Raw genomic sequence first — 22,398 nt, 5'->3', positions numbered from 1 at the left:
AGGATATGTAGACAATAGAGAACTACTCCTCTATAGGACGCTTACCGGATGTTCCTGTTTAAGGGACCATCCGGGTAACAAAATCAAACAACCAAATTATCACCGACCTAAGTCGTTCATCAGCTCTTCAACAACATGTGGGTTGGATAAAGTTGATAAATCGCCTAACTCGGAAGTATGCTCTACTTCATGGCCCGCTATTTTGCGCAAAATCCGACGCATTATTTTACCCGAACGGGTTTTGGGTAAATCAGTTGCAAAATAAAGTTCATCTGGCTTGGCTATAGCGCTAATTTCTTCCTTAACTTGCTCGATTAAAGCTTCTTTTAATTGATCGCTGCCAACATAACCCTGCTTTAAAATGACAAAGGCGAAAATCCCTTGTCCTTTTATTTCATGGGGAATGCCTACTACACCAGCCTCCGCTACACTGGGATGGCTGACCAGGGCACTTTCAATTTCTGCGGTACCCAGGCGATGACCTGAAACATTCAAGACATCATCAATGCGACCAGTAATCCAGAAATCCCCATCTTTATCCCTTTTAGCCCCATCACCGGTAATATAATATCCGTTCATCAAATAGGTTGTACGATACCGTTGATGATCTCCTGCGATTGTTCTTGCGATGGAAGGCCAAGGATATTTAATCGCTAAGGAACCTTCTCCTGCTCCATGAATTTCAAGCCCTTGTTCATTTAGCAGTACTGGAACAATGCCTGGAATAGGATGACTGGCTGATCCTGGTTTAATTAAAGGGTCATCATGCCTTGGACTAATCATGATGGCTCCTGTTTCAGTTTGCCACCAGGTATCAACAACCGGACATTTTCCTTGCCCTATTTTTTGATGATACCAGTTCCACGCTTCCGGATTAATCGGTTCACCAACTGTTCCTAATAGGCGAAGAGACGCTCTGGAACTTGTTTTTAACCACTCGTCACCGGCACGCATTAATGAACGAATGGCCGTAGGTGCAGTATAAAATACATTGACCTGATATTTATCAATAATGTGCCAGTTTCTTGCCGGATTAGGCCAGGTAGGTATCCCTTCATACATCAGGGTAGTAATTCCGTTGCATAGGGGACCGTATACCACATAGCTATGACCAGTAATCCAGCCTACATCCGCAGTACACCAAAATACTTCGTTTTTTTGGCAATTAAATATCAATTGATGTGTATACGCTGCCTGTACCAGATAGCCGCCAGTCGTGTGAACTACACCCTTAGGCTGTCCCGTACTTCCCGAAGTATATAATATAAACAGAGGATCTTCTGCATTCATGGGTTCAGGTATGCATTGGGCAGAAACTTTATGCTTGCGTTCATGCCACCAATGATCGGTTTTGGCATTGAATGAAACAGGGGAATGGTCTTTTTTAATAATTAAAGTGTGCAGGTTCAGATTGATACTGGCTTCATCTGCCTGTTCTTTCAAATTAACGCTCTTCCCACCGCGTTTAAAACCGTCCGCAGTGATCAAACATTTACACTCTGAAGCGATTAAACGCTGTCTTAAGGCATGAGCTGAAAACCCTGCAAAAACTACTGTATGGATTGCACCTATTCGCGCACAAGCCAGCATTGCAATCGCTGCCTCTGGTATCATCGGCAAATAAATGGCTACTTTATCTCCTTTTTTAATATTCAAAGACTTCAGCACATTACTCATTCGACACACTTCCTCATGTAATTGTGCGAAAGTCAGAGTACTCTGTTCTTGTTCGGTATCTCCTTCCCAAATAATGGCTGGATGGTTGGCTCTGTGAGGTAAATGCCTGTCAAGGCAATTGACGCTGACATTTAATTGGCCGCCATTGAACCAGGAGACATCACCGTCTTTAAATCCACCTTCAAGAACAGTATCCCAGGGACGAATCCAATCAAGAGTTTGGCTGGCGATCTCAGACCAAAATTCAGTTAATGATTCCAGCGTGTTGCTTAGTTTTGGGTGCGATAAATGAATTGAGCTCATTTTAAACCTCTTCCCCTTTGGCAATCAGTTTGATAATTGCAGAAAAATCAAGCTCCCCAAGACCTTGATCGATAAAGTATTGATACATCTTCGTAACATGGGCTCCCAATGGGGTTTTTACATGAGCAGACTGAGCTGTTGCCTGACTTAATTTTAAATCTTTTAACATCATGGCTGCAGCAAAACCCGGTCTGTACTCGTTATTGGCGGGTACATGTTCCAATACTCCTGGAACAGGAACGTATTTGGTCATCGCCCAACATTGTCCTGATGAGTTACTGACTACTTCAAAGAGTTTTTCAGCGGATAATCCCAGTTGATCTGCCAAAATAAACGCTTCAGAAACAGCGACCATTGAAATACCAAGAATCATGTTATTGCATATTTTTGCTGCCTGACCACTACCAGGACCACCAGTATGAATCATTTTTTGTCCCATATTGGCAAGAATAGGTCGCGCGGCATTGAATGCGTCAAGATCACCACCCACCATGAAGGTCAATGTTCCGGCAGCCGCTCCAGCTACACCTCCTGAAACGGGTGCGTCAACAGAACGCAGATGACGTTCTTTTGCCAGCTGATGGAACTCGCGTGAAGAATTTACATCAATAGTAGAGCAATCAATGAACAAAGTATCCGAATTGGCTTTGTTGAATAATCCGTCAATTCCCTTGCATACCTGTAATACTTGTTCTCCCGTTTGCAGCATGGTAATCAAGACATCCTGATCGTTAGCTACTACTTGCAGGCTGCTTGCAACCAGGCCCCCTGATTCAGCAAAATGAGTTCGGGCTGACTCTTGCAAGTCAAACCCTGACACCTTATGTCCCGCTTTAATCAGATTAATAGCCATGGGCAAACCCATATGCCCCAATCCTATAAATCCTATTCTAGCCATTGATAACTCCATAATAATTGATAGTGATCCGTTGTCTCAGCTGATATTAATGAGTAGGCATAGCAAAAGCGCTTCCTTTTAATTGGGTGACGGGCCATTTACTGGTCACTGTTTTACGCCGCGTATAGAAATGGATGCTTTCTTCTCCATGCATGTTGGTGTCTCCAAATGAGGAGCGTTTCCAGCCTCCAAAAGGATGATTGGCAATGGGTACTGGGATAGGGATATTTACTCCTATCATGCCTACTTGTACTTTTTGACTGTATTCACGAGCGGTAAATCCATCGCGAGTAAAAATGGCAGTACCATTACCGTATTGATGCCTGTTTACCAGAGCCAGGGCTTCCTCAAAATGATTCACCCGGACTATGACGAGTACCGGTCCAAAAATTTCATTTTGATATACTGACATGGGTTCAGTAACCTGATCAAAAAGACAGGGACCTACAAAGAATCCTTGAGGGTATTGTGGGTGCTTGAAGGATCTGCCATCAATAATTAATTGGGCACCTTCACTGACGCCTTTGTCAATTGCAGCCAGAACTTTTTGACGGTGAGCACTACTGATCAATGGCCCCATGTCGGTGCCAGCAACATCTCCGGCATCAATTTTCATCGCTCGTATTTGTGGCGCCATTTTGGCAATTAAATCATCAGCGGTTTGATCGCCCACAACAACTGCCACCGATAAAGCCATACATCGTTCGCCAGCAGAACCATATGCCGCACCCACAATGGCACTGGCTGCTTGATCCAAATCAGCATCAGGCATGACCACGCAGTGATTTTTTGCCCCGCCAAAGGTATGAGCCCGTTTTCCATAAGCTGTAGCGGTAGTATAAATGGACTGCGCCACGGGTGTGGATGCTACTGCAGTAAATGCGGCTATATCAGGATGAGCCAATAAATGGTCGACGGTGACTTTATTACCTTGTAAACAATTGACTACTCCAGGAGGTAAACCGGCATCATTTAATAGCTCCATTAAGCGTATTGGAGCAGAAGGATCTTGTTCAGAAGGTTTTAAAATAAAGGTATTGCCACAGGCAATGGCTGGGATCATCATCCAGATGGGTACCATTACCGGAAAATTAAAGGGCGATACTCCTGCGCATACTCCCAGCGGTTGTCTGAAGGTAAGGCAGTCGATATGGCTCGCTACATCTGCAGAGAAATCTCCTTTAAGCTGGTTGACTAAACCACAATGTAATTCGACTACTTCTATGCCGCGTGCAACGGAGCCTTTAGCATCATCCAGGGTTTTTCCATGCTCACGGGTAACAATACGAGCCAGATCCATTTGATGTTTTTCTAATAAGTCTCTGAATTTAAAGAGGATACGTGCTCTTTTGATTGCAGGGGTTTCCGCCCACTCAATTCCTGCTTTCTTTGCAGTTGCTACTGTTTTGTCACACAAAGTTTTCGAGGCAAAGTGAACTTCACCAATAGTCTCACCCAAGGCTGGATTGAAAATTGGATGGGCTTCAGTAGTAGACTCATTGATCAGTTGGCCACCTATAAAATGCGGTACGTTATATCCCATTGTTAAACTCCTTTTTTATGATGTGTAATAAGCGCCGTGTACAGGTGCTTAAGTGAATCGCATGGTATATTGCTGGATTCGTTTAAAGTGATGCGTTATTGAACTGTTTTAGCCGATATCGAAACATCATCAAATTGCAAACGAGTCGTCAAATTTAAAATACAGCAGCAAGCGTTTATTCAGTTATTTTTTTCAAGGTTACCTGATATTGACGTCTGGTTTTGTTTTTTTGCGAACCGAGTGTTTCCACTACTTCGAAATGCAGAGGATTCCCTGCGTTTTCCAGTGCATTTTGTACGGCGTCATCAATACCTGCCTCAGAAAACCCTACAAAATCTTCTATACTTTTCATAGACATCCTTTTATTATTTATCCAAAAAAATATAGTTTAGCATGAAGTAAAACTATTAAGGTACTCAACTTCCTGATATCTTAACTGAGAAAATAATTTTAATGGCGAAGCATATGATTGTTTCGTTGGATTATTTGTACAATAATGAAAATAAAAAGCAGTAAGGGAATAAGCTATGGGAAAAGGTATAATTTTACGTGTTTTGGAAGGTACTGTAATATCGCCTGAGTTATCTCGTACATTAGATACTCTCATACCCAATTATCAAATTGAATATTTTCAGGAAAAACCCAATTACAGGCGTAGCTATGAACGACGCATAAACAGTCTTCATGATGCATTTTTGTTTATGCTTGATGCGTATCCCCTGGATCCCAAATTTACTGCCTTAAAAGCTGAAACGCTAAAAAATTATGCTGAAGAATTTAAAAACACCTGTGATTTAGCAAAAGATTCTGTTGAAGAGTTACAAACGGAGCTGGAGGCATACACTGCCAAACTGGTAGAAGTAATATCTACATCCTGGGATTGGCCGAAAGGCACTGCTTTTCACGAGAGTGTTGCCTGTTTGAATGAAGCAGAGCAGTATGTATTAATGAGTCGAGGTCGTCCTGATTTGGCTACATTAATGCCCATGCAAACGGAACATGGAACAGAGTATGTTTTACAATATGATGAGTCACTTTCTCCTTATACTGATGAATTTATAGCCGAATTAAATGAAATCAAATCAAGAAAATATCCAAAAACACCGGTCTGGTTTAAGAATACTGAAGAATTTCAAAAGGAGTACTTTACTAATCTGGATTTAAAGCCGCTAAATGCGACCTCGATCATCCAGGACATCAATTCTTTTTTGGACAGCTGGATTGAGATAAAAAGATCATCACTCAATATTGCTGCGGAATTAGAACAAATTCATAAGGATATTCAGCCTTATCCCACCTGGTATAAGGATAAAACGGATGATTCTCGAGCTAAGGGCTTTAGTAAGGCTCAGAAAGCAATGATCAAAGTTTTGGCTGCAGAACCTGACAAATTTGATGCGAATTTAACTAAATTTAGAGAATTTATAGTAGCAAAGAAACACAGTATTGCATTCCAGAATTCTCTTGATAATTTATCCAATATTCCCTTGTGGTATTGGTCTCTTTCGAAGGTTCAGCAGAGCTTTTTGGCTCATGCTCTGCAACAGACGGATCGTGTGGAAGATGCCGTGACCTTTTTATCCAGTCGTCACAGGACCTTGCCTATTCCAGCAAACTATGCAGCCCATAGTTTATTAAAAATTAATCCTGAAGTGGTTCAATCGGATCACACCTATGAGGTTAAGCATCTCTATGGAAAACGCTTTAGATCCAGTCATGTAGCAAGTCGTGATGTTTTAGAGTCTCCGGAGTCTGTTCAACAGCGCCATAGCGATTCTAATTTTGCCAAAGTTACGGAACACGCAAAACCTGGGCAGATGTGTTTATTTCAAACGCTAATCAGTCCAATCCATGCAGTTGATTATCTCCCTTCACTGGTTTCGGAGAGTTTGTCTGTTCCACCTGATCTGGAATTATTCAAAATCGCGCGTTCGACTGTTGAAAGAAGTGGGAAGACTGCTTCTGTTTTACAACACAATCATCCGTTTAACTATGCAAAATATATTTACTATACCGCATCAGATGATGCGAGTAGTCTCTATTTATTGATGACTGCACGGACTTATGTGGCCAATAACCCAGGATTAGAGGAGCTTTTAGAAGAATATCAACAAGTCCTGGGGTCCCCTCTTGGCTCAGCGACTTTTTGGGATTATGAGGGAAGAGAGCTGTTTTTAACTTCTTTAGAGCAACTGATTACCCTTACTATAGACGGTCATAGCTATGGGTCCTGTGTGAGCGGCAAAGATAGAAAAGCCATAGAGTTAATGCATACTGATGCCATGATTTTATATAAAGACAAATATGGAGTTTGGCCTAAGTTTGGCGTACCAAGCGATAAAATGGAGCGTATTAATTTTGTTAATCTATTCGCCGATATCTATATGTCTCGACATCAGCATGAGCATGCAGGACAAAATGCTCCAGGATCAGATGGTATTAAAACCCCGGAGATGTATTTGCCCGCTGATATTATTGAGGCAATTAATGATCGTTTAGGTACCAGAAATGGTGTGAAATATGATGACTTGATGGCTACAGGCAACGAAGTTAAAAATATCAGTAAAAACCTGAAGTCCTATTTTGTATCAGACAATGAGTTGTTATGTAAATTAACGGCCAGACAATTAGGCGAGGAAGTGTGTACTAAACTTTATGATGCTTTAAGCCCCTTGATAGCAGAGGAAAGTCGATTCTGTAAACCTAAAGAATGGGGTTTGGGGTTGTTTGATAAGAAAAAATCCACCTCGTCACCCGCAGGGATCACCAAAATTCGCAATTTGATGCAAGATAAAAATGCAGGTAATGATAATATATTGCGACTGGAAAAAATATTTTTAGAAGTTTTAAATCGACCCGTATCGAATTCAACGAGAACAAAAGAAACGAACTCAGTATATGATCGGATCCGCAATATATTAGGATCAGTTTTTGCAGTTGGTGATGAAAGTCTTGAAGTTCTTGCTGATGCGGCAATAGCAGAGTGGTCTGAATTGTTTGAGGCTTCCAAGCGAGCGAACAGCAGTGCCGTAGCATATTAGTCACAGGTTGTTGGCTGTATAAATCCATAATACAGATGCATTTGTTCCAGGGTCTTTTGATTGTTGAGAGAATCAGATCATTCAAAAGCCCTATAAAGTGTGTCTTGGTTTTAACTAACTTGTTGTAGATGGAGTCGCTTGTTACAGCAGATGCTCCAGCCCATAAACCAAGGTATTCAGTCCTCTTACTTTCTGGCAAGCAAGCAGTACCCCTGGCATAAAGCAGCGACGGTCAATGCTGTCATGAGTGATGGACAGTGTTTCTCCGAGGTTACCGAAAAGAACTTCCTGACGAGCGAGTACCCCAGGCAGACGTAAGGAATGTATATTGATGTCATGGTGAGAGCCACCCCGAGCACCCGTTATCAATTCTTTTAATTCCAGTGTATTTTTTTTATTTTTTCTTGCTGCAGCAATCATTTCCGCTGTTTTTAATGCCGTTCCTGACGGGGCATCCAGCTTTTGCTGATGATGCGTTTCAATGATTTCCACTTCAGATAAATATTCTGAAGCCTTAGCTGCAAAAGTCATCATTAAAACTGCGCCAATTGAAAAATTGGGGACAATAATTCCGCCCAGCTGTCGCGATTCACAGGCTGCAGTTAATTCCTTGATTTGGCTGGAAATTAACCCGGATGTACCAATCACAGGACTAGCTCCATGTTGGATAATAGTTTGAGCATTATCATAGACGCAATCTGCTCGGGTTAAGTCAACGACGATTTGAGCGTTAGTGTTTTTTATGGCTTGACTGAGATTATCTTGTTTTGTTAGCTGGGCTACTAATTCAAAAGCAGGGTGATTAGCCAAAGTTTCACAGGCAAGGGAGCCCATTTTACCTTTTGCACCATTAACAATAACGCGAGTTAACATGAGTTCTCCAAATGGTATGATTTAAAAATTGGTTATGGATTATTCTTCTATTTCTTGTTTGGGTGCCGTTTTGACAGGGTGAACGGTGCGCCAGGCCCAAATTGCTGCGAAGGGCCATCCAATGACTGTAGCCTGCATAATTAACGCGACAATAGCGCCTCCGGGATTATCATGAAGCAGAAGAACAAGCCACGGAAATAAAATAGCCAGAATGGACATAATTATTCGTTTCATTATGAATCTACCTATTATTAAATATTTAATTATAGGCTTATCTTAATGCATTTTTCTAACCGGATACAAATTAAAGAGTTTGTTTGCCTTGATTTTAGCAATGTGAATTGCTCCAGAGTACTTGCAAACAACCGATAAACATTGTACATTGTGCGCTCATTTCTAAAGTGAATAACCGTATTATTCCATTTTCTAATTTCGGACATGAAAACCAACAGTGCACGGTCATCAATAGACCTTATCCAATCAAATAATTTGGGTTCATTTCACCCTATAATACTTTCTACAACAAAGGTACCATAATGAGAAAACAGGAGCTGCATCCACGCACCGCTGTAATCAATAAATCCCAGAAAAATCAATCCAAAAGGGCTCGATCCGAAGCATTGGTTTGGCTGGCTGCTAATTTCCCCAGTGCATTTGATAATTCAATACGAATTCGCCCCTTGAAAACGGGGATAATGGATGACATTTTGCAGTATGCAGACAAAGCTGCAGAAGCAGGTATTTCTAAAAGTAAATTAAGAGAAGCCGTTGTAGTGTTTACACGTCGTCTTGACTACCTGGCATGCCTGAAGGCTCGCGAAAAACGAATTGACTTGCAAGGTAATACAGTCAGTGATGTTTCTGAAGAAGAGGCAGAGCATGCTGCAGCCAAGATTAAAAAGAGAGTAGAAAAAAGCGTTCGAAACGCGCGCAAAATCGTCGCAAGCAAAACCGCATCACAACCAGCCAGCGCAACGCATCAACATACCATGGGGTATAGCAAGCCTGTCAGTCATACATCTTCAGCCTCTAGTGAAGATTATCTGCCTACTTATCCAGTCAGAGCTCCCGCATTTAGTAGTCAGCACGCCGCAGCTCAACCGGTTAGGACCGCTTCTGTCGTGGTGAAACACAAAACCACAAGGCAATATGATCCTGATGCAGTGGCTCGTCTGAAAGAAAAATTGGGATTATCTCGTAATGCAGAAGTTAAAAAAGAGACAGTCGAATAAATGAATATTCGAATTTTATTTTTAAGTTTATTATTCGTTCACACCGCCTGCGCTTCCCCCAAATTTGTTGCATCAGCTCCCTTGTTTCGTGGTATCTATGAATTTAATGGGGCTGAATTATGCGCCACTGCCAAACAAACCTTAGCCTATTTGAATAAAGGTTCCAGTTATGATCCGCAGGTGATTCATGGTGGTAAGGTGGTCACTGTTTCATTAAACCGTGTTAAAGCTACTTTAATTTTTATTTGCCAAAATCAGGAACGATTTAACGACCCGGATTTTGTTAAGCAGCATTTTGATTTTATTCGTTGGTATCCTGATAAAATTCAAGCAAATAAAATAGCAACGAATAAACCCTTGCTAAAAAATCTGCCTAATAATCGCATATTAATGACCAAATATTATGTTCATCTTGCTAAGGCTAGTTCAATAAAAACGCCCAGGATGCCTTATGCTCTTTACGGCTTGCCAGCTGATGAACGCGGTTTAACAATTGAAGAAGCAGACTTAAAACCCGAATTAATTCGCTTAAAGTATGGTAAGCAAGCTATTTTAGGCGGTGCGCTTAAAAATAAACCTGTTCCAGTATTGGCTTACTTAAGTCGTGAAGACTTGGAGGCCGCTTTGTTACAAGGTACGGTTGTCGCTGATTTTGGCACACATGAAAATAAAATTTTTAATGTCCACAGAACAAATAATATCGCTTATGATCGGACTAAAGCACCTTATCAACAGGAGCGATATTGGTATTTTAAGCAAGTGGATGGAATCAAAGGTTATGGTAAAGACGCGGATCATAAAATCACTGTCAATCCCAAAGTTACCTTTGCCGCTGACTTGAAGGAGTTTGGTCTGGGGAAAGTGTTAATGATTCAGTATCGAGAACAATCCGGAAAACTGATTTCAAGGGCAGGAATATTGGCTGATACAGGAGGTGCGTTCGCTGATAATTTATATCAAGTTGATTACCTTGCAGGAAGCTACCCGGGTAAAGATGCTTTTTACCAAAATACACGACATTTGCCTGATTACGTAGATGCCTATTTCATGATTTTAAAAGATGACCAATCTCATTAAGTATAAGGGTCTGTTGGCATTTTATCTATTTTTTCCTAGATCCCGCGCTTTATGCGCGGGATCTATTGCATACGACTTATATAGCAATGGCCAAAAGTCTTTGATTAATTAAGTAATGAGCCAATACTCTCTAATTAAGCATGAGGACTAGCTGAATTTGAAGCTTCATCTCGTGCTTCAGGCTTTTGTGACTCTTTTATGTCACGTTTCATACTGAGTAATTGATTTTTAATTGCTTGTTCATGTTCCTTACATTGTGTCGGACCAGGATTGGCATCCCTATCGAAGTCTTTTTTTAAATCCGCTCTGGAGTTGATATTGTAAGATACATCAACTACATTATTGGTTTTCATCGAAAGCGTTTCAGTAAAGTTAAGGGCATTTTCTACGAACTGCGCTGCTTTCAATTGTCCATCGGCATCATTAGTGAAAGCACCGGATCTTTTTTCACCGAAATTAGGATCGTAGTAGGTCAATTTGAACTGCCCACCTTCCATATGGGTAATTCTCATTCCTGTAGTATGGCCGGTTTTTTCTTCTTTACAGCGCATGAAGAACTGGATGCGATCTTTTTCAGGGTTTTCTACGATATCTTTAACGATGCTTTGAGCAATCTCTGATTTTTTTTCTTCAGTATAAGGTTTACTTTTTTTGTCAAAAGCCTCGTTATGTCTGCTTTTTACTTCTTGATTTCTTTGTAGAAAAGCGATTTGGCGCACCATGGGCATATCGCTATAGTCCACACCGCTGTTAACTTCCTGGCGTAAATTGTTGTGGAACTTATCAGTAACCAGCCAGGTGCCCGTTAACCCCATACATTCCCCAGAGGGATCTAGTAGGTTACTTTTTTTGGCGAAGGCTGTTTGAGAAAAATGGATGAAGTTAATGGATATAAAATTAAGAATACGAGCAAAAATGTTATAGGTACCATGTTTTGATGTATCCAGTGCTTTTATATAATTATTTTGTGTCTCCTTATCTAAAGAAAAAAGGGTTTCACTCATAAAGTCTTTGTGGGCTTCGCTTAATTTGACGTAATCAAATGCGCTTACATTTTTTAAAAATTCGGTTACAGCTTCTGGTTGCTTTTTCTTAAGAATAATAATTTCTTCAGCAATTGTTCTATATCGTTCTTTACTCACCCCTAACCAGGCCGATTTATCCTGATACCTGAAGAGTAGCGAGGATTTATCTATTGTATTTCCCATGATGTGTGCTTTTAGTGGCTAATAAATTAAGTATAGCTAATAAACGGTGATTTGTTTAAATTTTAATCTAAAAAGTGGTTGTACTGAGGTAAGTGAGTTCGCAGACAATTTTCAGACAGAACGTTAATCACCAATTTTTTGTTTCAGTGGACGCTGAGTGTAGTTTCATCTCTTTTTTCCCACGTCTCTTGAATTGTTTTTGGTATTTATGAGGGTCTTAATTAAATTCACCTGTTAATAATGCGACCATTACTCGATTCCGCGCAAAAAGCCTGACTCTTGTTCACAAATATAGAATCTTGGAGAAAAGTCAGATTTGCGTGCAGGTTGAGCGAAAACCATTCTGAAAAAGCGCAGCATAGATGGCTATGTGAGCATTTTTTAGAATGGTTTTCGCTCAAGATGCACCAAATATGGCTTTTCGGTGAGTTGTGCACAAGAGACAGGCAAAAAGCCCGGAGGCTTGGCGAAGGAAGTAATGGTCAACAGACTCTAAAGTTCAACTGAAATTATTTCCATACAGTTAGTGCCACCTGGTGTTCCAATCGTTCTGCCTCGAGTGAATAAAACATAACCATTTTTATTAATGAGTTGCGAATTGACTAACTCCTGAATGATTTCTTGGCTGAGATTTTGGTGATCCAGATTATGGTAGTCAAGATAAATGGGATATACATTATTAACCAGACACAAACGTCCTACGGTTCGCTTATTGGCAGATACAGCAATAATAGGGACGGTACTGTGTTGCCTCGAGATCCAAAGCGCTGTATCACCGGATTCGGTCAGAGTAATGATTGCCTGGATTGGAAAATGATTGGCTGCGTGCATGGTTGCCATGGCTATGGCTTGATCTGCGCGTTGATAATGGCATGACTCAGGATCGGCATGATAAAAAAAGCTGGCGTGCTTTTCTGCGCTTAAGCAAATTTTATTGACCATGGAAATTACTTTTATCGGAAATTGACCGCTTGCTGTTTCGGCAGAGAGCATGACGGCATCGGTTCCATCCAATATCGCATTGGCTACATCAGATACTTCGGCTCGAGTTGGTTGAGGATTGCTTATCATGGATTCCATCATCTGAGTCGCAGTGATGACGACTTTATCTAAAAGACGGGTTTGCTCAATAATGTGTTTTTGGATGGCTGGAACTTCTGCAGCACCTACCTCAACTCCCAGGTCGCCTCTGGCTACCATTATGGCATCCGCTTCCTGAATAATGTCGGTTAAGTGATCCAGCGCTTCAGTTCGTTCAATCTTGGCAATTATAGGGGTGATTTTGGCGCCAAATTCAGTCATCAATGCCCGTGCATTACGAATATCCTGGGCATCCTTTACAAAGGACAAGCTAATATAATCCACCTCGGCCTGAATTGCAGTGCGCAAATCGTTGATGTCCTTTTCCGTCAGGGTTCTTGCTGCCAGTCCGCCTCCTTTCCTGTTTAATCCTTTCAGATCAGTGAGTACGCCACCTTCAATGACATGGCAATGAATTTTGGAGCCCGCAATGTCAGTCACTTCCAATTCAATCAATCCGTCATTGAGTAACAGATGATCCCCTGCATCCAGTTCATCGGCCAGATTGGGATACGCTACGGAGACTCCCTGATGATCCCCCAGTTCACCTTTGGATTGACAATCCAGAATGAAATTCTGGCCATCAACAAGGGTAATGGATTTGTCTTTAAAACGTCCAATTCGAATTTTCGGACCTTGTAAATCCGCCATAATGGCTATGGGATGATTTATTTCCTGGGCAATTTTTCGCACGAGAGCTATAAGTTCAATGGCTGAGGCATCAGCATGAGAAAAATTAATACGCACCACATCGACTCCGGCACCAAGCATTGCACGCAAGGTGGCCGGATCTTTACTGGCTGGGCCAAGGGTCGCTACAATTTTAGTCCGTCTTAACATCTTTAGCCCGCTCCTGCAAAATGGCTACTGCTGGCAGAGTTTTTCCTTCCAGACACTCAAGAAATGCTCCACCTCCAGTGGAAATATAGGAAATTTGATTATTCAAATCATAGAGATCTACTGCAGCTAAAGTATCGCCTCCGCCTGCAATGGAAAATGCATCACTTGCCGCAATCGCAATGGCAAGTGCTCGGGTTCCATAAGCAAATTGGGCAAACTCAAATACCCCAACCGGACCATTCCAGATGATGGTTTTAGCTTCATCTATGATGTCGACGTAGTCGCTCACCGTTATTGGACCAATGTCAAGAATCATGTCATCTATAGCCACATTTGCCAAGGTTTTATTAAAAGCTGGGCAGGATTCACTGAATGATTTGCCTACTACCACATCACTGGGCAAGGGGATTTTGCAGCCTTTTTCTTCAGCCAGTTTAAGGATCAGACGTGCTTCATCCAGAAGATCGGGTTCATACAAAGAAACACCAATTTCAAATCCCTGTGCCTTTAAGAAGGTATTGGCTATTCCACCGCCAGGAATTAGATAATCCACCATGCCTACCAGCTGTTTCAGTAAACTCAGCTTGGAAGAGACTTTTGCGCCTCCCACTATGGCTACAATGGGTTTTTTAGGATTCTTGAGCACCAGCTGCAACGCTTCAAGCTCGCGCACCAGCAATGGGCCTGCAGCCGCTACAGGAGCGTATTGTGCTACGCCATAAGTAGATGCTTGTGCTCTATGCGCAGTTCCAAACGCATCCATCACAAATACATCACACAGATTCGCTAATTTTTTAGCCAGGTTCTCGTCATTGGCTTTTTCACCAGGATTAAACCGTACATTTTCACAAATGACTAATTCACCTGGTGCAATCTCAATTCCGTCAAGATAATCACTGACAAACCGTACAGGATAATTGAGGTTTTGTTTTAAATAATCAGCAACCGGCTGTAAGGAGAAGCGCTTTTCATAGCGCCCTTCTTCCGGTCGACCAAGATGGGAGAGTACCATCACTGCTGCGCCTGCATCGAGGGCTGTTTTCAATGTTGGCAGTGCTGCCCGTAATCTTTGGTCGCTGGTTATTATCCCATCTTTAATCGGCACATTAAGATCTTCACGAATTAAAACCCGTTTACCAGCCAGGTCTACATCGCTCATTTTTATCAGATTCATGCGTTATCCTTTAACAATTCATCATTTGGTGTGCTGTATCGATCATACGATTGGAGAATCCCCACTCATTATCATACCAGGCAACTACTTTTACCAGATTACCTAATACTTTGGTTTGAGTTGCATCAAAAATGGATGATGCGGGATTGTGATTAAAATCGCAAGAAACCAAGGGGTCGTCATTAATATGTAAAATTCTGCTTTTTGCCTGACGTACAAGATTGTTCACTTCTTCAACGGTTGTTTCACGTTTTGCTGTAAAGGTTAAATCAATTACAGAAACGTTAAGCACGGGTACACGCATGGCAAAACCATCCAGTTTACCTTCAAGTTCAGGTAAAACAAGACCTACTGCTGCAGCAGCACCAGTTTTGGTTGGAATAATCGATTGAGTTGCTGAGCGTGCGCGCCGTAAATCTTTATGGCTGCCATCCAGGAGCATTTGATCTTTAGTGTAGGCATGAACGGTATTGAGCAAGCCGTGTTCTATACCCAGTCCATCATTCAATGGTTTGACTACTGGAGCCAGGCAGTTTGTGGTGCAAGACGCATTGGATACTATCGTGTCGCTTGCTTTGATAATATGATGGTTTACTCCGTAAACTACGGTTGCATCAACCCCTTTACCAGGTGCTGAAATTAATACCTTTTTAGCTCCGGCAGTAATATGTTGCATGGCGGCCTCTCTATTGGTAAAGAACCCAGTGCATTCAAAAACGATATCAATATTTAAATCCTTCCAGGGAAGATTTAATGGATTGCGTTCAGCAATGACCTGGATGTTGTGGCCATCGATGATGAGCATATTGCCTTCCACTGATACATCCGAACCGAAATGTCCGTGGGTTGAATCATGACGGGTTAAATGTGCGGTGACATCAATACCCGATAAGTCGTTGATTGCCACGATCTCAAATTCATTTTGTCTGTTGTATTCAAAAATCGATCTTAAAATGCAACGACCAATGCGGCCATAGCCATTAATTGCGACTCGTATTGCCATGCTACTTCTCCGATTTGGGGTGCCCTACTCATATTTGTTTTTGACAAATATATCCTTTTGACGTTTAAAAGGCGCGGGTTACACAAGTGTTTGTTTTGTTAATCTGTCCAATGTATTTAGTATCTGTTCCACGGTAATTCCCAGGTAGGCATAAGCCTCTGCCGCTGGTGCAGAAACACCAAAGCTATCCAGGCCTATCACGGCGCCATCCAAACCAACAAATTGATACCAGTACGCAGTACTTGCAGCCTCAATTGCGATACGGATCCGAACATCACCAGGCAATACCTGATTTTTATAAGCAGCATCCTGAGCCAAAAACCGTTCACCGCACGGCATGGATACTACTCTGACATTTAGCCCTTTTGAATTGGCTTGTTCAGCAGCCTGAATGGCCAAATGTACTTCTGACCCGGTTGCTATAAACAGCGCATCAGGCTTTCCTTCGCAGTCCTTAATAATGTATCCGCCTTTTTTAATCAATTCTGCAGCCTTCTCACTGTGGGGTAGGGCTGGTAGATTCTGTCGGGAAAGCAGTAAGGATGCTGGTCCATTATGATGCTCTAAAGAGTCTTGCCAGGCAACAGCAGTTTCCATTAAATCTGCAGGACGCCAGACGGTCATGCCTGGAGTCATTCGCAACATCGCGGCATGTTCTACAGGCTGGTGGGTTGGGCCATCCTCTCCCAGCCCAATTGAATCGTGGGTGAATACGTAAATTACACGTTGATTCATTAAGGCGCTAAGACGAACCGCATTCCGAGCATAATCAGAAAAGACCAGGAAGGTTCCTCCGTAGGGTATAAAGCCGCCATGAACAGCAAAACCATTCATCATGGCTGCCATTGCAAATTCACGAACCCCATAATAGAGATAGTTGCCTGAGTAATCTTTGGTTGTTATCGGCTTGCTGCCTGACCAGTCGGTATTATTGGAACCGGTTAGATCTGCTGAGCCACCCAACATTTCGGGTAGCAACGCTGCAAAATATTCAATGCACTGTTGTGAGGCCTTTCTTGTGGCTATGGACTTTTGATTGGCGCGGCATTGATTAACAAATGCAACGGAAGCTTCTTGCCAGTTATCGGGCAGATCACCATTAATACGACGTAAAAATTCAGCGTTTTCTTCAGGAAAACATTGCTGATACTCATGCTGGAGCTGCAACCATTGTTGCTCTTCCTTTTCACCTTGTTCTATATGATTCCATTGCTGTGCAATGGCGTCGGGAATGACGAACGGTGCATGCGGCCAGTTAAAATACTGTCTTACATTGATTATGTCATCTGCACTGAGGGGCGAGCCGTGTGATTTTTCACTTCCGGCAACAGAAGAACCAAGTCCAATGATTGTTTTGCACATAATCAGGGTGGGTTGGGTTTTATTTGCTCGGGCTTCAATAATCGCCTGCTCAATGGCATTCATGTCGTGCCCATCAACCGCTTCAATTACTTGCCAGTTATAGGCTCTAAAGCGGGAAGCTGTATCATCAGTAAACCAGGATTCAACCTTGCCATCAATGGAAATTCCATTGTCGTCATAAAATACAATCAGCTTTCCGAGTTCCAGAGTCCCGGCTAACGAACAGGCTTCATGAGAAATACCTTCCATCAAACAGCCGTCACCAACAAAGGTATAGGTATAATGATCAACCAATTCAAAGGGAGCACGATTAAATTGACTGGCCAGTATTTTTTCAGCCAAGGCCATTCCTACAGAATTAGCCAAACCTTGGCCCAATGGTCCTGTTGTCGTTTCTACTCCTGGGGTATGTCCTTGTTCCGGATGCCCTGGTGTTTTAGAGTGTAATTGACGAAAATTTCTAAGCTCTTCAATGGACAAATTATATCCTGTGAGGTGAAGAAGCGAATAGAGCAGCATGGAACCATGGCCATTGGATAATACGAAACGGTCTCTGTTAAACCATTGTGGATTTTTGGGATTGAATTTTAAGAATTTTTTCCATAAAACAGTTGCTATATCTGCCATCCCTAATGGCATTCCAGGATGTCCCGATTGAGCCTGATTTACGGCATCAACGCTTAATATGCGCACGGCATTAGCTAATTCTTTGGAAAGATTCATGCGAACTCTTAATGCATTTAACTGAGGCGCTATTGTCGCTCAGAAGGCATAAATCAGCAAGAAAACCATTCATTTTTAGTTGCAACTCATGTAAATTCCTTTCTTTAATGTTTTTAAAATTTTACTTATTGTTTATATTTTGGCATAATGTACCTGTTTTTGTATCCTTTTGGATGAAAGGGCGATTTGGCGGTGCAACACCAAATGATTAAAGCCAAAAAGAAACGAATTTGAGATCCAATAGGTTATTGCAGGAAATCATGACCCCAGTTATTGTGCATTTGCAAAGCAGTTTCCCCGATTTGCTTCAAGTTGCAGAGAGTAATTCACTGCAATGGTCTTTTGATGAGCGCATTAAATTGCTTGGGCTCGAATTCTATAAGAAAGTGGTTCTTAATCATCCTCTTCTCAACATGGAATACAGCATCTTATGCCACCAAATCCGACATAATTTTTCTTATCCTGGACACATCAGCCAGGAGCAGGTCATCGAGCAATTAAAAGCCGCTTTAATGCTTGCTCAGTTACTGGAGGAGGTTCATTTACATTATCTTGTTGTCCCGCGTGAAGTATCGAGATTACAGCGCCATCAACAAGTTTATAAAACCCTGCTCGAGGAACAGGCTGGAGTGAAATTTTCTTCCGGGAATTCCATGATAAAACCCTGTCAACCTGAATTCTCATTGACTCAATACGTCAGGGATAATACGGCACAGATCAATTGGTTTAGACTTCTTGTGGCCCGTACCAAACGGGTATTAAATTTTTTAGATCTTGTTGGAACGGGTTATGAAGCATATCATTATTGTGTCGGAATAATGGATTATTACACCAATCCTTTTTTTGACTATCTTGCCTGGAGCTTTTTTATCCCCCGTTTAACAGCGAATCTTTATCTAATGGCAAAGCATACCATCTTATGGCCAGACATGGATGCTAAAGAAAAAATGCTGGGTTGGCATGTTCGTTTTATGGCTCAACTGCAACGCCGTTGGTTTGAATTGGGTAATGATTTGGTATGGGTTAGTGTGGGATTACTTAATTGTTTTGTATTGACCGGTACCTTAGCTCCTTTAGCGATTTACTTAACCTTGTTTGCCTTCGCGTTTGATATTGCCAATTCGAGTTTAAGAGCGTACATCGAATTAAATCGACTTTATAAATTGCAAGATGAATATAAAAAAATGGGCTTGGCAACGAATAATGAAGAAGAAAGAAAGGCAATTAAAGAGCATCAGAATTATATTAATCATCGAATTGAGTTCGAAAAACAGCGTTTAGGCTTGCACCTTGCAGGAACCTTGGCCATATTTATAGGCATGAGTCTTGCTATACCAGTTCTGGCAGTAAATCCGGTTCTTCCTTTTATCGGTGCTTTATTAATAATTATAACCTGGGCACTTACCTTTGCGTTAACCCGCAAGGTGGAGCTGTCCCGGCCTAATGATACAGTTGAAAAACCTTCTGGTGTTGTACAATTTGGTCTGTTTGCCAGGAAATCTGACGGACCTGTGAAACCCGTTCTTACTCCGGCAGACTCAATAGAATTGTCAGAGAATGGCGATACATCATTGAGTTGTGGGTAGAGTCTTAAGCAATTGATATGCTATGCTTTTAAGCATTCATTATCAGACCAGGGTATAACATGTCATCGCCAATCGGATTGCCACAATTTAGCCATATAGACATTGCCGGATTCAAGACTCATCTGGAAGCATTATTAAAAGGCCATTTGGAACAAATAGATAGTGTACTTAAGGAAAATCAACATTATACCTGGGATAATCTGATGTATCCCTTGGATGATTTGGCTGACTCTCTGGAACGATTCTGGTCGCCTATGTCCCATCTTCATGGGGTAATGGATTCCAAAGCCTTACGTGAGTGTTATGATGCATGTTTACCGTTATTGTCTGCCTACGAAGCGGCTATAGGCCATAATCATCGATTGTATGAAGCAATTAAATCTATAGACACGCATGCTTTAAATCCTGCACAGCAAAAGATAATCGAAGACAGCCTTCTGGATTTTGAGTTATCAGGCGTTGCACTGTCCAAGAGCGATAAAAAACGATTTGAAGCGATTCAGGCCCGGTTGGCAGAGCTGTCGAATCAGTTTGGCAATAATGTACTCGATGCCACGCAGGCATTTACTCTGCATATTACCGATGCTCATCGATTGACCGGTTTGCCCGAACATGCGATGAATACCGCAAGAGAACTGGCCAAAGAACAAGGTCTGGATGGTTATGTTTTGACCCTTGAGTATCCTTGTTTTCAAGCAGTAATTACTCATGCGCAGGATAGAGCCTTACGTGAAGAGATGTATCAGGCCTATGTCACGAGAGCCTCAGATCAGGGGCCGAATGCCGGAACTTACGATAATACTGATTTGATCAACGAACAATTGGCATTACGCCATGAAAAAGCCCAACTCTTGGGATTTAACAATTATGCAGAACTCTCCCTGGCAACCAAAATGGCTGAATCAACCAGCCAGGTCACTACATTTATGACTGACCTGGTTGATAAAGCGCGTCAACAAGCTCAGCAGGAATTTGCTCAATTAGAACAGTTCGCCGCAGAGCAATTTGATTTGGCGCCAGTGAAACCCTGGGATGTCGCCTTCTTGTCTGAGAAAAGAAGACAGGATCTTTATGCCTTATCTCAAGAAGAATTACGCCCCTATTTTCCTCAACCCAAAGTGATGCAGGGTTTATTTACCATAGTTAAAAAACTCTATGGAATGACTATAGAGGAAATCCCCGGCGTTGATGTTTGGCATAAAGACGTACAGTGTTTTGGTGTTATTGATGAACACAATCAGGTTCGCGGTTATGTTTATACGGATTTATATGCCAGGCCTAATAAGCGGGGTGGCGCGTGGATGGATTCACTACAAAGCAGGCGAAGACTTGATGATGGAACATTGCAGCTTCCCATTGCTACATTAACCTGTAATTTTGCAAAGACTTCCACGACGAAACCAGCAACCTTGTCGCATGACGAAGTGATTACTCTGTTTCATGAATTTGGGCATTGCCTGCATCACCTTTTGACTCAGGTGGATTATTTAAGTGCTTCAGGTATTAATGGGGTGGAGTGGGATGCCGTTGAATTACCCAGTCAGTTTTTTGAAAACTGGTGTTGGGAACAGAGCGCCTTGTCTTTATTGACCGCTCACGTGGATACTGGCGAGCCACTTCCTGTCTCATTATTTGAGCGCTTAATCGCTGCGAAGAACTTTCAATCGGCCATGGCCATGTTAAGGCAGATGGAATTCTCTCTATTTGATTTTCGCATTCATCAAGAATTTAAAGCAAATGCAAGCTCGTTGGTAGCCGATATTCTTGCTGATGTACGTCGTAAAACCAATATTATTCCCATTGCGCCTTACAATCGATTTCAGCACAGCTTCAGCCATATTTTTAGTGGCGGCTATGCTGCAGGATACTACAGTTACAGTTGGGCTGAAGTATTATCCAGCGATGCTTTTTCTCGTTTTGAAGAAGAGGGCATCTTCAATGCAAAAACCGGCCATGATTTCTTAAAATATATTTTGGAAGTAGGTGGTTCCAAAAAAGCCGCATCGGCGTACAAAGAATTCAGAGGCCGTGCTGCAACAGTAGACGCTTTGCTTAGACATAATGGCATTCAGTCTTAATAGAGTTTCAGATATTAAGAATACTAAAAGGACAAAACACCGGCCAGCAGGCTAATTGGTCTGCTAGCTATGGGGCTGTTAAGCCCCAAAGCACTCAGTTTCGCTCTTCCATATGCCGTCGCGCCTCATCTCCACGGAAAATTTTATGGTGTTTTCGGTGTTTGTGTTATTAATGAAAATGGATTTACCCCGCTTAACGGAATAGCCTTGTATTAAAAAAGAATGGAGGGCATCTCCAGAACGACAGCTTTCAACTATTCCTCGCCGCGAACTGATATATCCCCTCAAATTTACTGCAATTATTTTTTAGCAAATTTGAGTGGATATATCAGGCCGCGAAGCGGAGTTAAATGACACAATATTTTCTCTGTACATGACAAACAACCTGTCTTGCCCGCGCAGGCGGGCAACCATTCATCAAAATTAACCGATGCTAAAGAGTCAGAGGGGATTATCTTTCTCCCCAGTTAAACTCTCTTTCAACTAGCAGCTCCCCTCTATATCACTTCTTTATTTTCTCTTTACATGCCAAACAACCTGTCTTGCCCGCGCAGGCGGGCAACCATTTTTCAAAATAAACCGATGCCAAAGAGTCAAAGGGGATTATCTTTCTCCCCGTTTAAACTCTCTTTCAACTAGCAGTTCCGCTCTATATCACCACTTTATTTTCTCTTTACAAGACAAACAACCTGTCTTGCCC

16 protein-coding genes are annotated in these 22,398 nt (G+C 42.0%); 5 read left to right on the top strand and 11 right to left on the bottom strand.

From position 1 onward, the window contains the following. Nucleotides 1-99: 99 nt before the first annotated feature. The 4 genes from acs to G543_RS18830 form a co-directional block, all read right to left on the bottom strand. Complete coding sequence (gene acs, locus G543_RS0116150) at nucleotides 100-1,980, bottom strand: acetate--CoA ligase (protein WP_028385450.1); 1,881 nt, start codon at nucleotides 1,978-1,980, stop codon at nucleotides 100-102. Nucleotide 1,981: 1 nt separating this feature from the next. Further along, the gene (gene mmsB, locus G543_RS0116145; RefSeq protein WP_028385449.1) at nucleotides 1,982-2,878 is read right to left on the bottom strand and encodes a 3-hydroxyisobutyrate dehydrogenase; all 897 of its coding nucleotides are present in this window, start codon (nucleotides 2,876-2,878) and stop codon (nucleotides 1,982-1,984) included. 46 nt (nucleotides 2,879-2,924) lie between these two features. Next, nucleotides 2,925-4,421: a CoA-acylating methylmalonate-semialdehyde dehydrogenase gene (locus G543_RS0116140; RefSeq protein WP_028385448.1), complete on the bottom strand. Its 1,497-nt coding sequence runs from the start codon at nucleotides 4,419-4,421 to the stop codon at nucleotides 2,925-2,927. A 175-nt stretch (nucleotides 4,422-4,596) separates the two neighbouring features. Continuing rightward, entirely contained in the window at nucleotides 4,597-4,773 is a 177-nt protein-coding gene (locus tag G543_RS18830) for a dodecin domain-containing protein (RefSeq protein WP_081675699.1), read from the bottom strand. Nucleotides 4,774-4,948: 175 nt separating this feature from the next. Here G543_RS18830 and G543_RS0116130 point away from each other — a divergent pair, with 175 nt between their 5' ends. Further along, nucleotides 4,949-7,462 (top strand): hypothetical protein, encoded by a 2,514-nt coding sequence (locus tag G543_RS0116130; RefSeq protein ID WP_028385447.1) that lies wholly within the window; start codon nucleotides 4,949-4,951, stop codon nucleotides 7,460-7,462. A gap of 141 nt (nucleotides 7,463-7,603) precedes the next feature. Here G543_RS0116130 and dapB read toward each other — a convergent pair whose 3' ends face one another. Further along, entirely contained in the window at nucleotides 7,604-8,335 is a 732-nt protein-coding gene (dapB, locus tag G543_RS0116125; protein WP_028385446.1) for a 4-hydroxy-tetrahydrodipicolinate reductase, read from the bottom strand. A 39-nt stretch (nucleotides 8,336-8,374) separates the two neighbouring features. Continuing rightward, entirely contained in the window at nucleotides 8,375-8,569 is a 195-nt protein-coding gene (locus tag G543_RS0116120; RefSeq protein WP_028385445.1) for a hypothetical protein, read from the bottom strand. Between the two features lie 302 nt (nucleotides 8,570-8,871). Here G543_RS0116120 and G543_RS0116115 point away from each other — a divergent pair, with 302 nt between their 5' ends. Both G543_RS0116115 and G543_RS0116110 read left to right on the top strand, forming a co-directional pair. Then, on the top strand, nucleotides 8,872-9,567 hold the full coding sequence (locus G543_RS0116115) for a ProQ/FinO family protein (protein WP_028385444.1): 696 nt from the start codon (nucleotides 8,872-8,874) through the stop codon (nucleotides 9,565-9,567). Then, entirely contained in the window at nucleotides 9,568-10,644 is a 1,077-nt protein-coding gene (locus tag G543_RS0116110) for a hypothetical protein (protein WP_028385443.1), read from the top strand. 134 nt (nucleotides 10,645-10,778) lie between these two features. On the opposite strand, the gene G543_RS0116105 is transcribed toward G543_RS0116110, so the two are convergent. The 5 genes from G543_RS0116105 to tkt all read right to left on the bottom strand — a co-directional run bounded on the left by G543_RS0116105 (nucleotide 10,779) and on the right by tkt (nucleotide 18,034). Next, nucleotides 10,779-11,852 carry a hypothetical protein gene (locus G543_RS0116105; protein WP_028385442.1) on the bottom strand — a complete coding sequence of 358 codons (1,074 nt, stop codon included), beginning with the start codon at nucleotides 11,850-11,852 and terminating at the stop codon, nucleotides 10,779-10,781. 492 nt (nucleotides 11,853-12,344) lie between these two features. After that, nucleotides 12,345-13,772, bottom strand: coding sequence for a pyruvate kinase (gene pyk, locus G543_RS0116100; protein ID WP_028385441.1), 1,428 nt, complete (start codon nucleotides 13,770-13,772; stop codon nucleotides 12,345-12,347). Then, complete coding sequence (locus G543_RS0116095; RefSeq protein WP_028385440.1) at nucleotides 13,756-14,946, bottom strand: phosphoglycerate kinase; 1,191 nt, start codon at nucleotides 14,944-14,946, stop codon at nucleotides 13,756-13,758. The genes pyk and G543_RS0116095 overlap by 17 nt, the downstream gene beginning before the upstream one ends. 10 nt (nucleotides 14,947-14,956) lie before the next feature. After that, a complete protein-coding gene (gene gap, locus G543_RS0116090; RefSeq protein ID WP_028385439.1) occupies nucleotides 14,957-15,949 on the bottom strand; it encodes a type I glyceraldehyde-3-phosphate dehydrogenase in 993 nt (330 codons plus the stop codon). A 78-nt stretch (nucleotides 15,950-16,027) separates the two neighbouring features. Beyond that, entirely contained in the window at nucleotides 16,028-18,034 is a 2,007-nt protein-coding gene (tkt, locus tag G543_RS0116085) for a transketolase (protein WP_028385438.1), read from the bottom strand. A gap of 260 nt (nucleotides 18,035-18,294) precedes the next feature. On the opposite strand from tkt, the gene G543_RS0116080 reads away from it, so the two are divergent. Both G543_RS0116080 and G543_RS0116075 read left to right on the top strand, forming a co-directional pair. Further along, the gene (locus G543_RS0116080; RefSeq protein ID WP_028385437.1) at nucleotides 18,295-19,620 is read left to right on the top strand and encodes a hypothetical protein; all 1,326 of its coding nucleotides are present in this window, start codon (nucleotides 18,295-18,297) and stop codon (nucleotides 19,618-19,620) included. A gap of 59 nt (nucleotides 19,621-19,679) precedes the next feature. Further along, nucleotides 19,680-21,698, top strand: coding sequence for a M3 family metallopeptidase (locus tag G543_RS0116075; protein WP_028385436.1), 2,019 nt, complete (start codon nucleotides 19,680-19,682; stop codon nucleotides 21,696-21,698). The last annotated feature ends 700 nt before the right edge of the window (nucleotides 21,699-22,398 follow it).

Origin of the sequence: Legionella moravica DSM 19234, assembly GCF_000423305.1 — a bacterium.
GTDB classification, from domain to species: domain Bacteria; phylum Pseudomonadota; class Gammaproteobacteria; order Legionellales; family Legionellaceae; genus Legionella; species Legionella moravica.
This window is presented reverse-complemented; position numbering and strand designations above follow the sequence as displayed.

Coding starts and splice junctions, on each gene's coding strand:
- acs (WP_028385450.1), bottom strand. CDS start 1,980: ATGAGCTCAATTCATTTATCGCACCCAAAACTAAGCAACACGCTGGAA.
- mmsB (WP_028385449.1), bottom strand. CDS start 2,878: ATGGCTAGAATAGGATTTATAGGATTGGGGCATATGGGTTTGCCCATG.
- G543_RS0116140 (WP_028385448.1), bottom strand. CDS start 4,421: ATGGGATATAACGTACCGCATTTTATAGGTGGCCAACTGATCAATGAG.
- G543_RS18830 (WP_081675699.1), bottom strand. CDS start 4,773: ATGAAAAGTATAGAAGATTTTGTAGGGTTTTCTGAGGCAGGTATTGAT.
- G543_RS0116130 (WP_028385447.1), top strand. CDS start 4,949: ATGGGAAAAGGTATAATTTTACGTGTTTTGGAAGGTACTGTAATATCG.
- dapB (WP_028385446.1), bottom strand. CDS start 8,335: ATGTTAACTCGCGTTATTGTTAATGGTGCAAAAGGTAAAATGGGCTCC.
- G543_RS0116120 (WP_028385445.1), bottom strand. CDS start 8,569: ATGAAACGAATAATTATGTCCATTCTGGCTATTTTATTTCCGTGGCTT.
- G543_RS0116115 (WP_028385444.1), top strand. CDS start 8,872: ATGAGAAAACAGGAGCTGCATCCACGCACCGCTGTAATCAATAAATCC.
- G543_RS0116110 (WP_028385443.1), top strand. CDS start 9,568: ATGAATATTCGAATTTTATTTTTAAGTTTATTATTCGTTCACACCGCC.
- G543_RS0116105 (WP_028385442.1), bottom strand. CDS start 11,852: ATGGGAAATACAATAGATAAATCCTCGCTACTCTTCAGGTATCAGGAT.
- pyk (WP_028385441.1), bottom strand. CDS start 13,772: ATGTTAAGACGGACTAAAATTGTAGCGACCCTTGGCCCAGCCAGTAAA.
- G543_RS0116095 (WP_028385440.1), bottom strand. CDS start 14,946: ATGAATCTGATAAAAATGAGCGATGTAGACCTGGCTGGTAAACGGGTT.
- gap (WP_028385439.1), bottom strand. CDS start 15,949: ATGGCAATACGAGTCGCAATTAATGGCTATGGCCGCATTGGTCGTTGC.
- tkt (WP_028385438.1), bottom strand. CDS start 18,034: ATGAATCTTTCCAAAGAATTAGCTAATGCCGTGCGCATATTAAGCGTT.
- G543_RS0116080 (WP_028385437.1), top strand. CDS start 18,295: ATGACCCCAGTTATTGTGCATTTGCAAAGCAGTTTCCCCGATTTGCTT.
- G543_RS0116075 (WP_028385436.1), top strand. CDS start 19,680: ATGTCATCGCCAATCGGATTGCCACAATTTAGCCATATAGACATTGCC.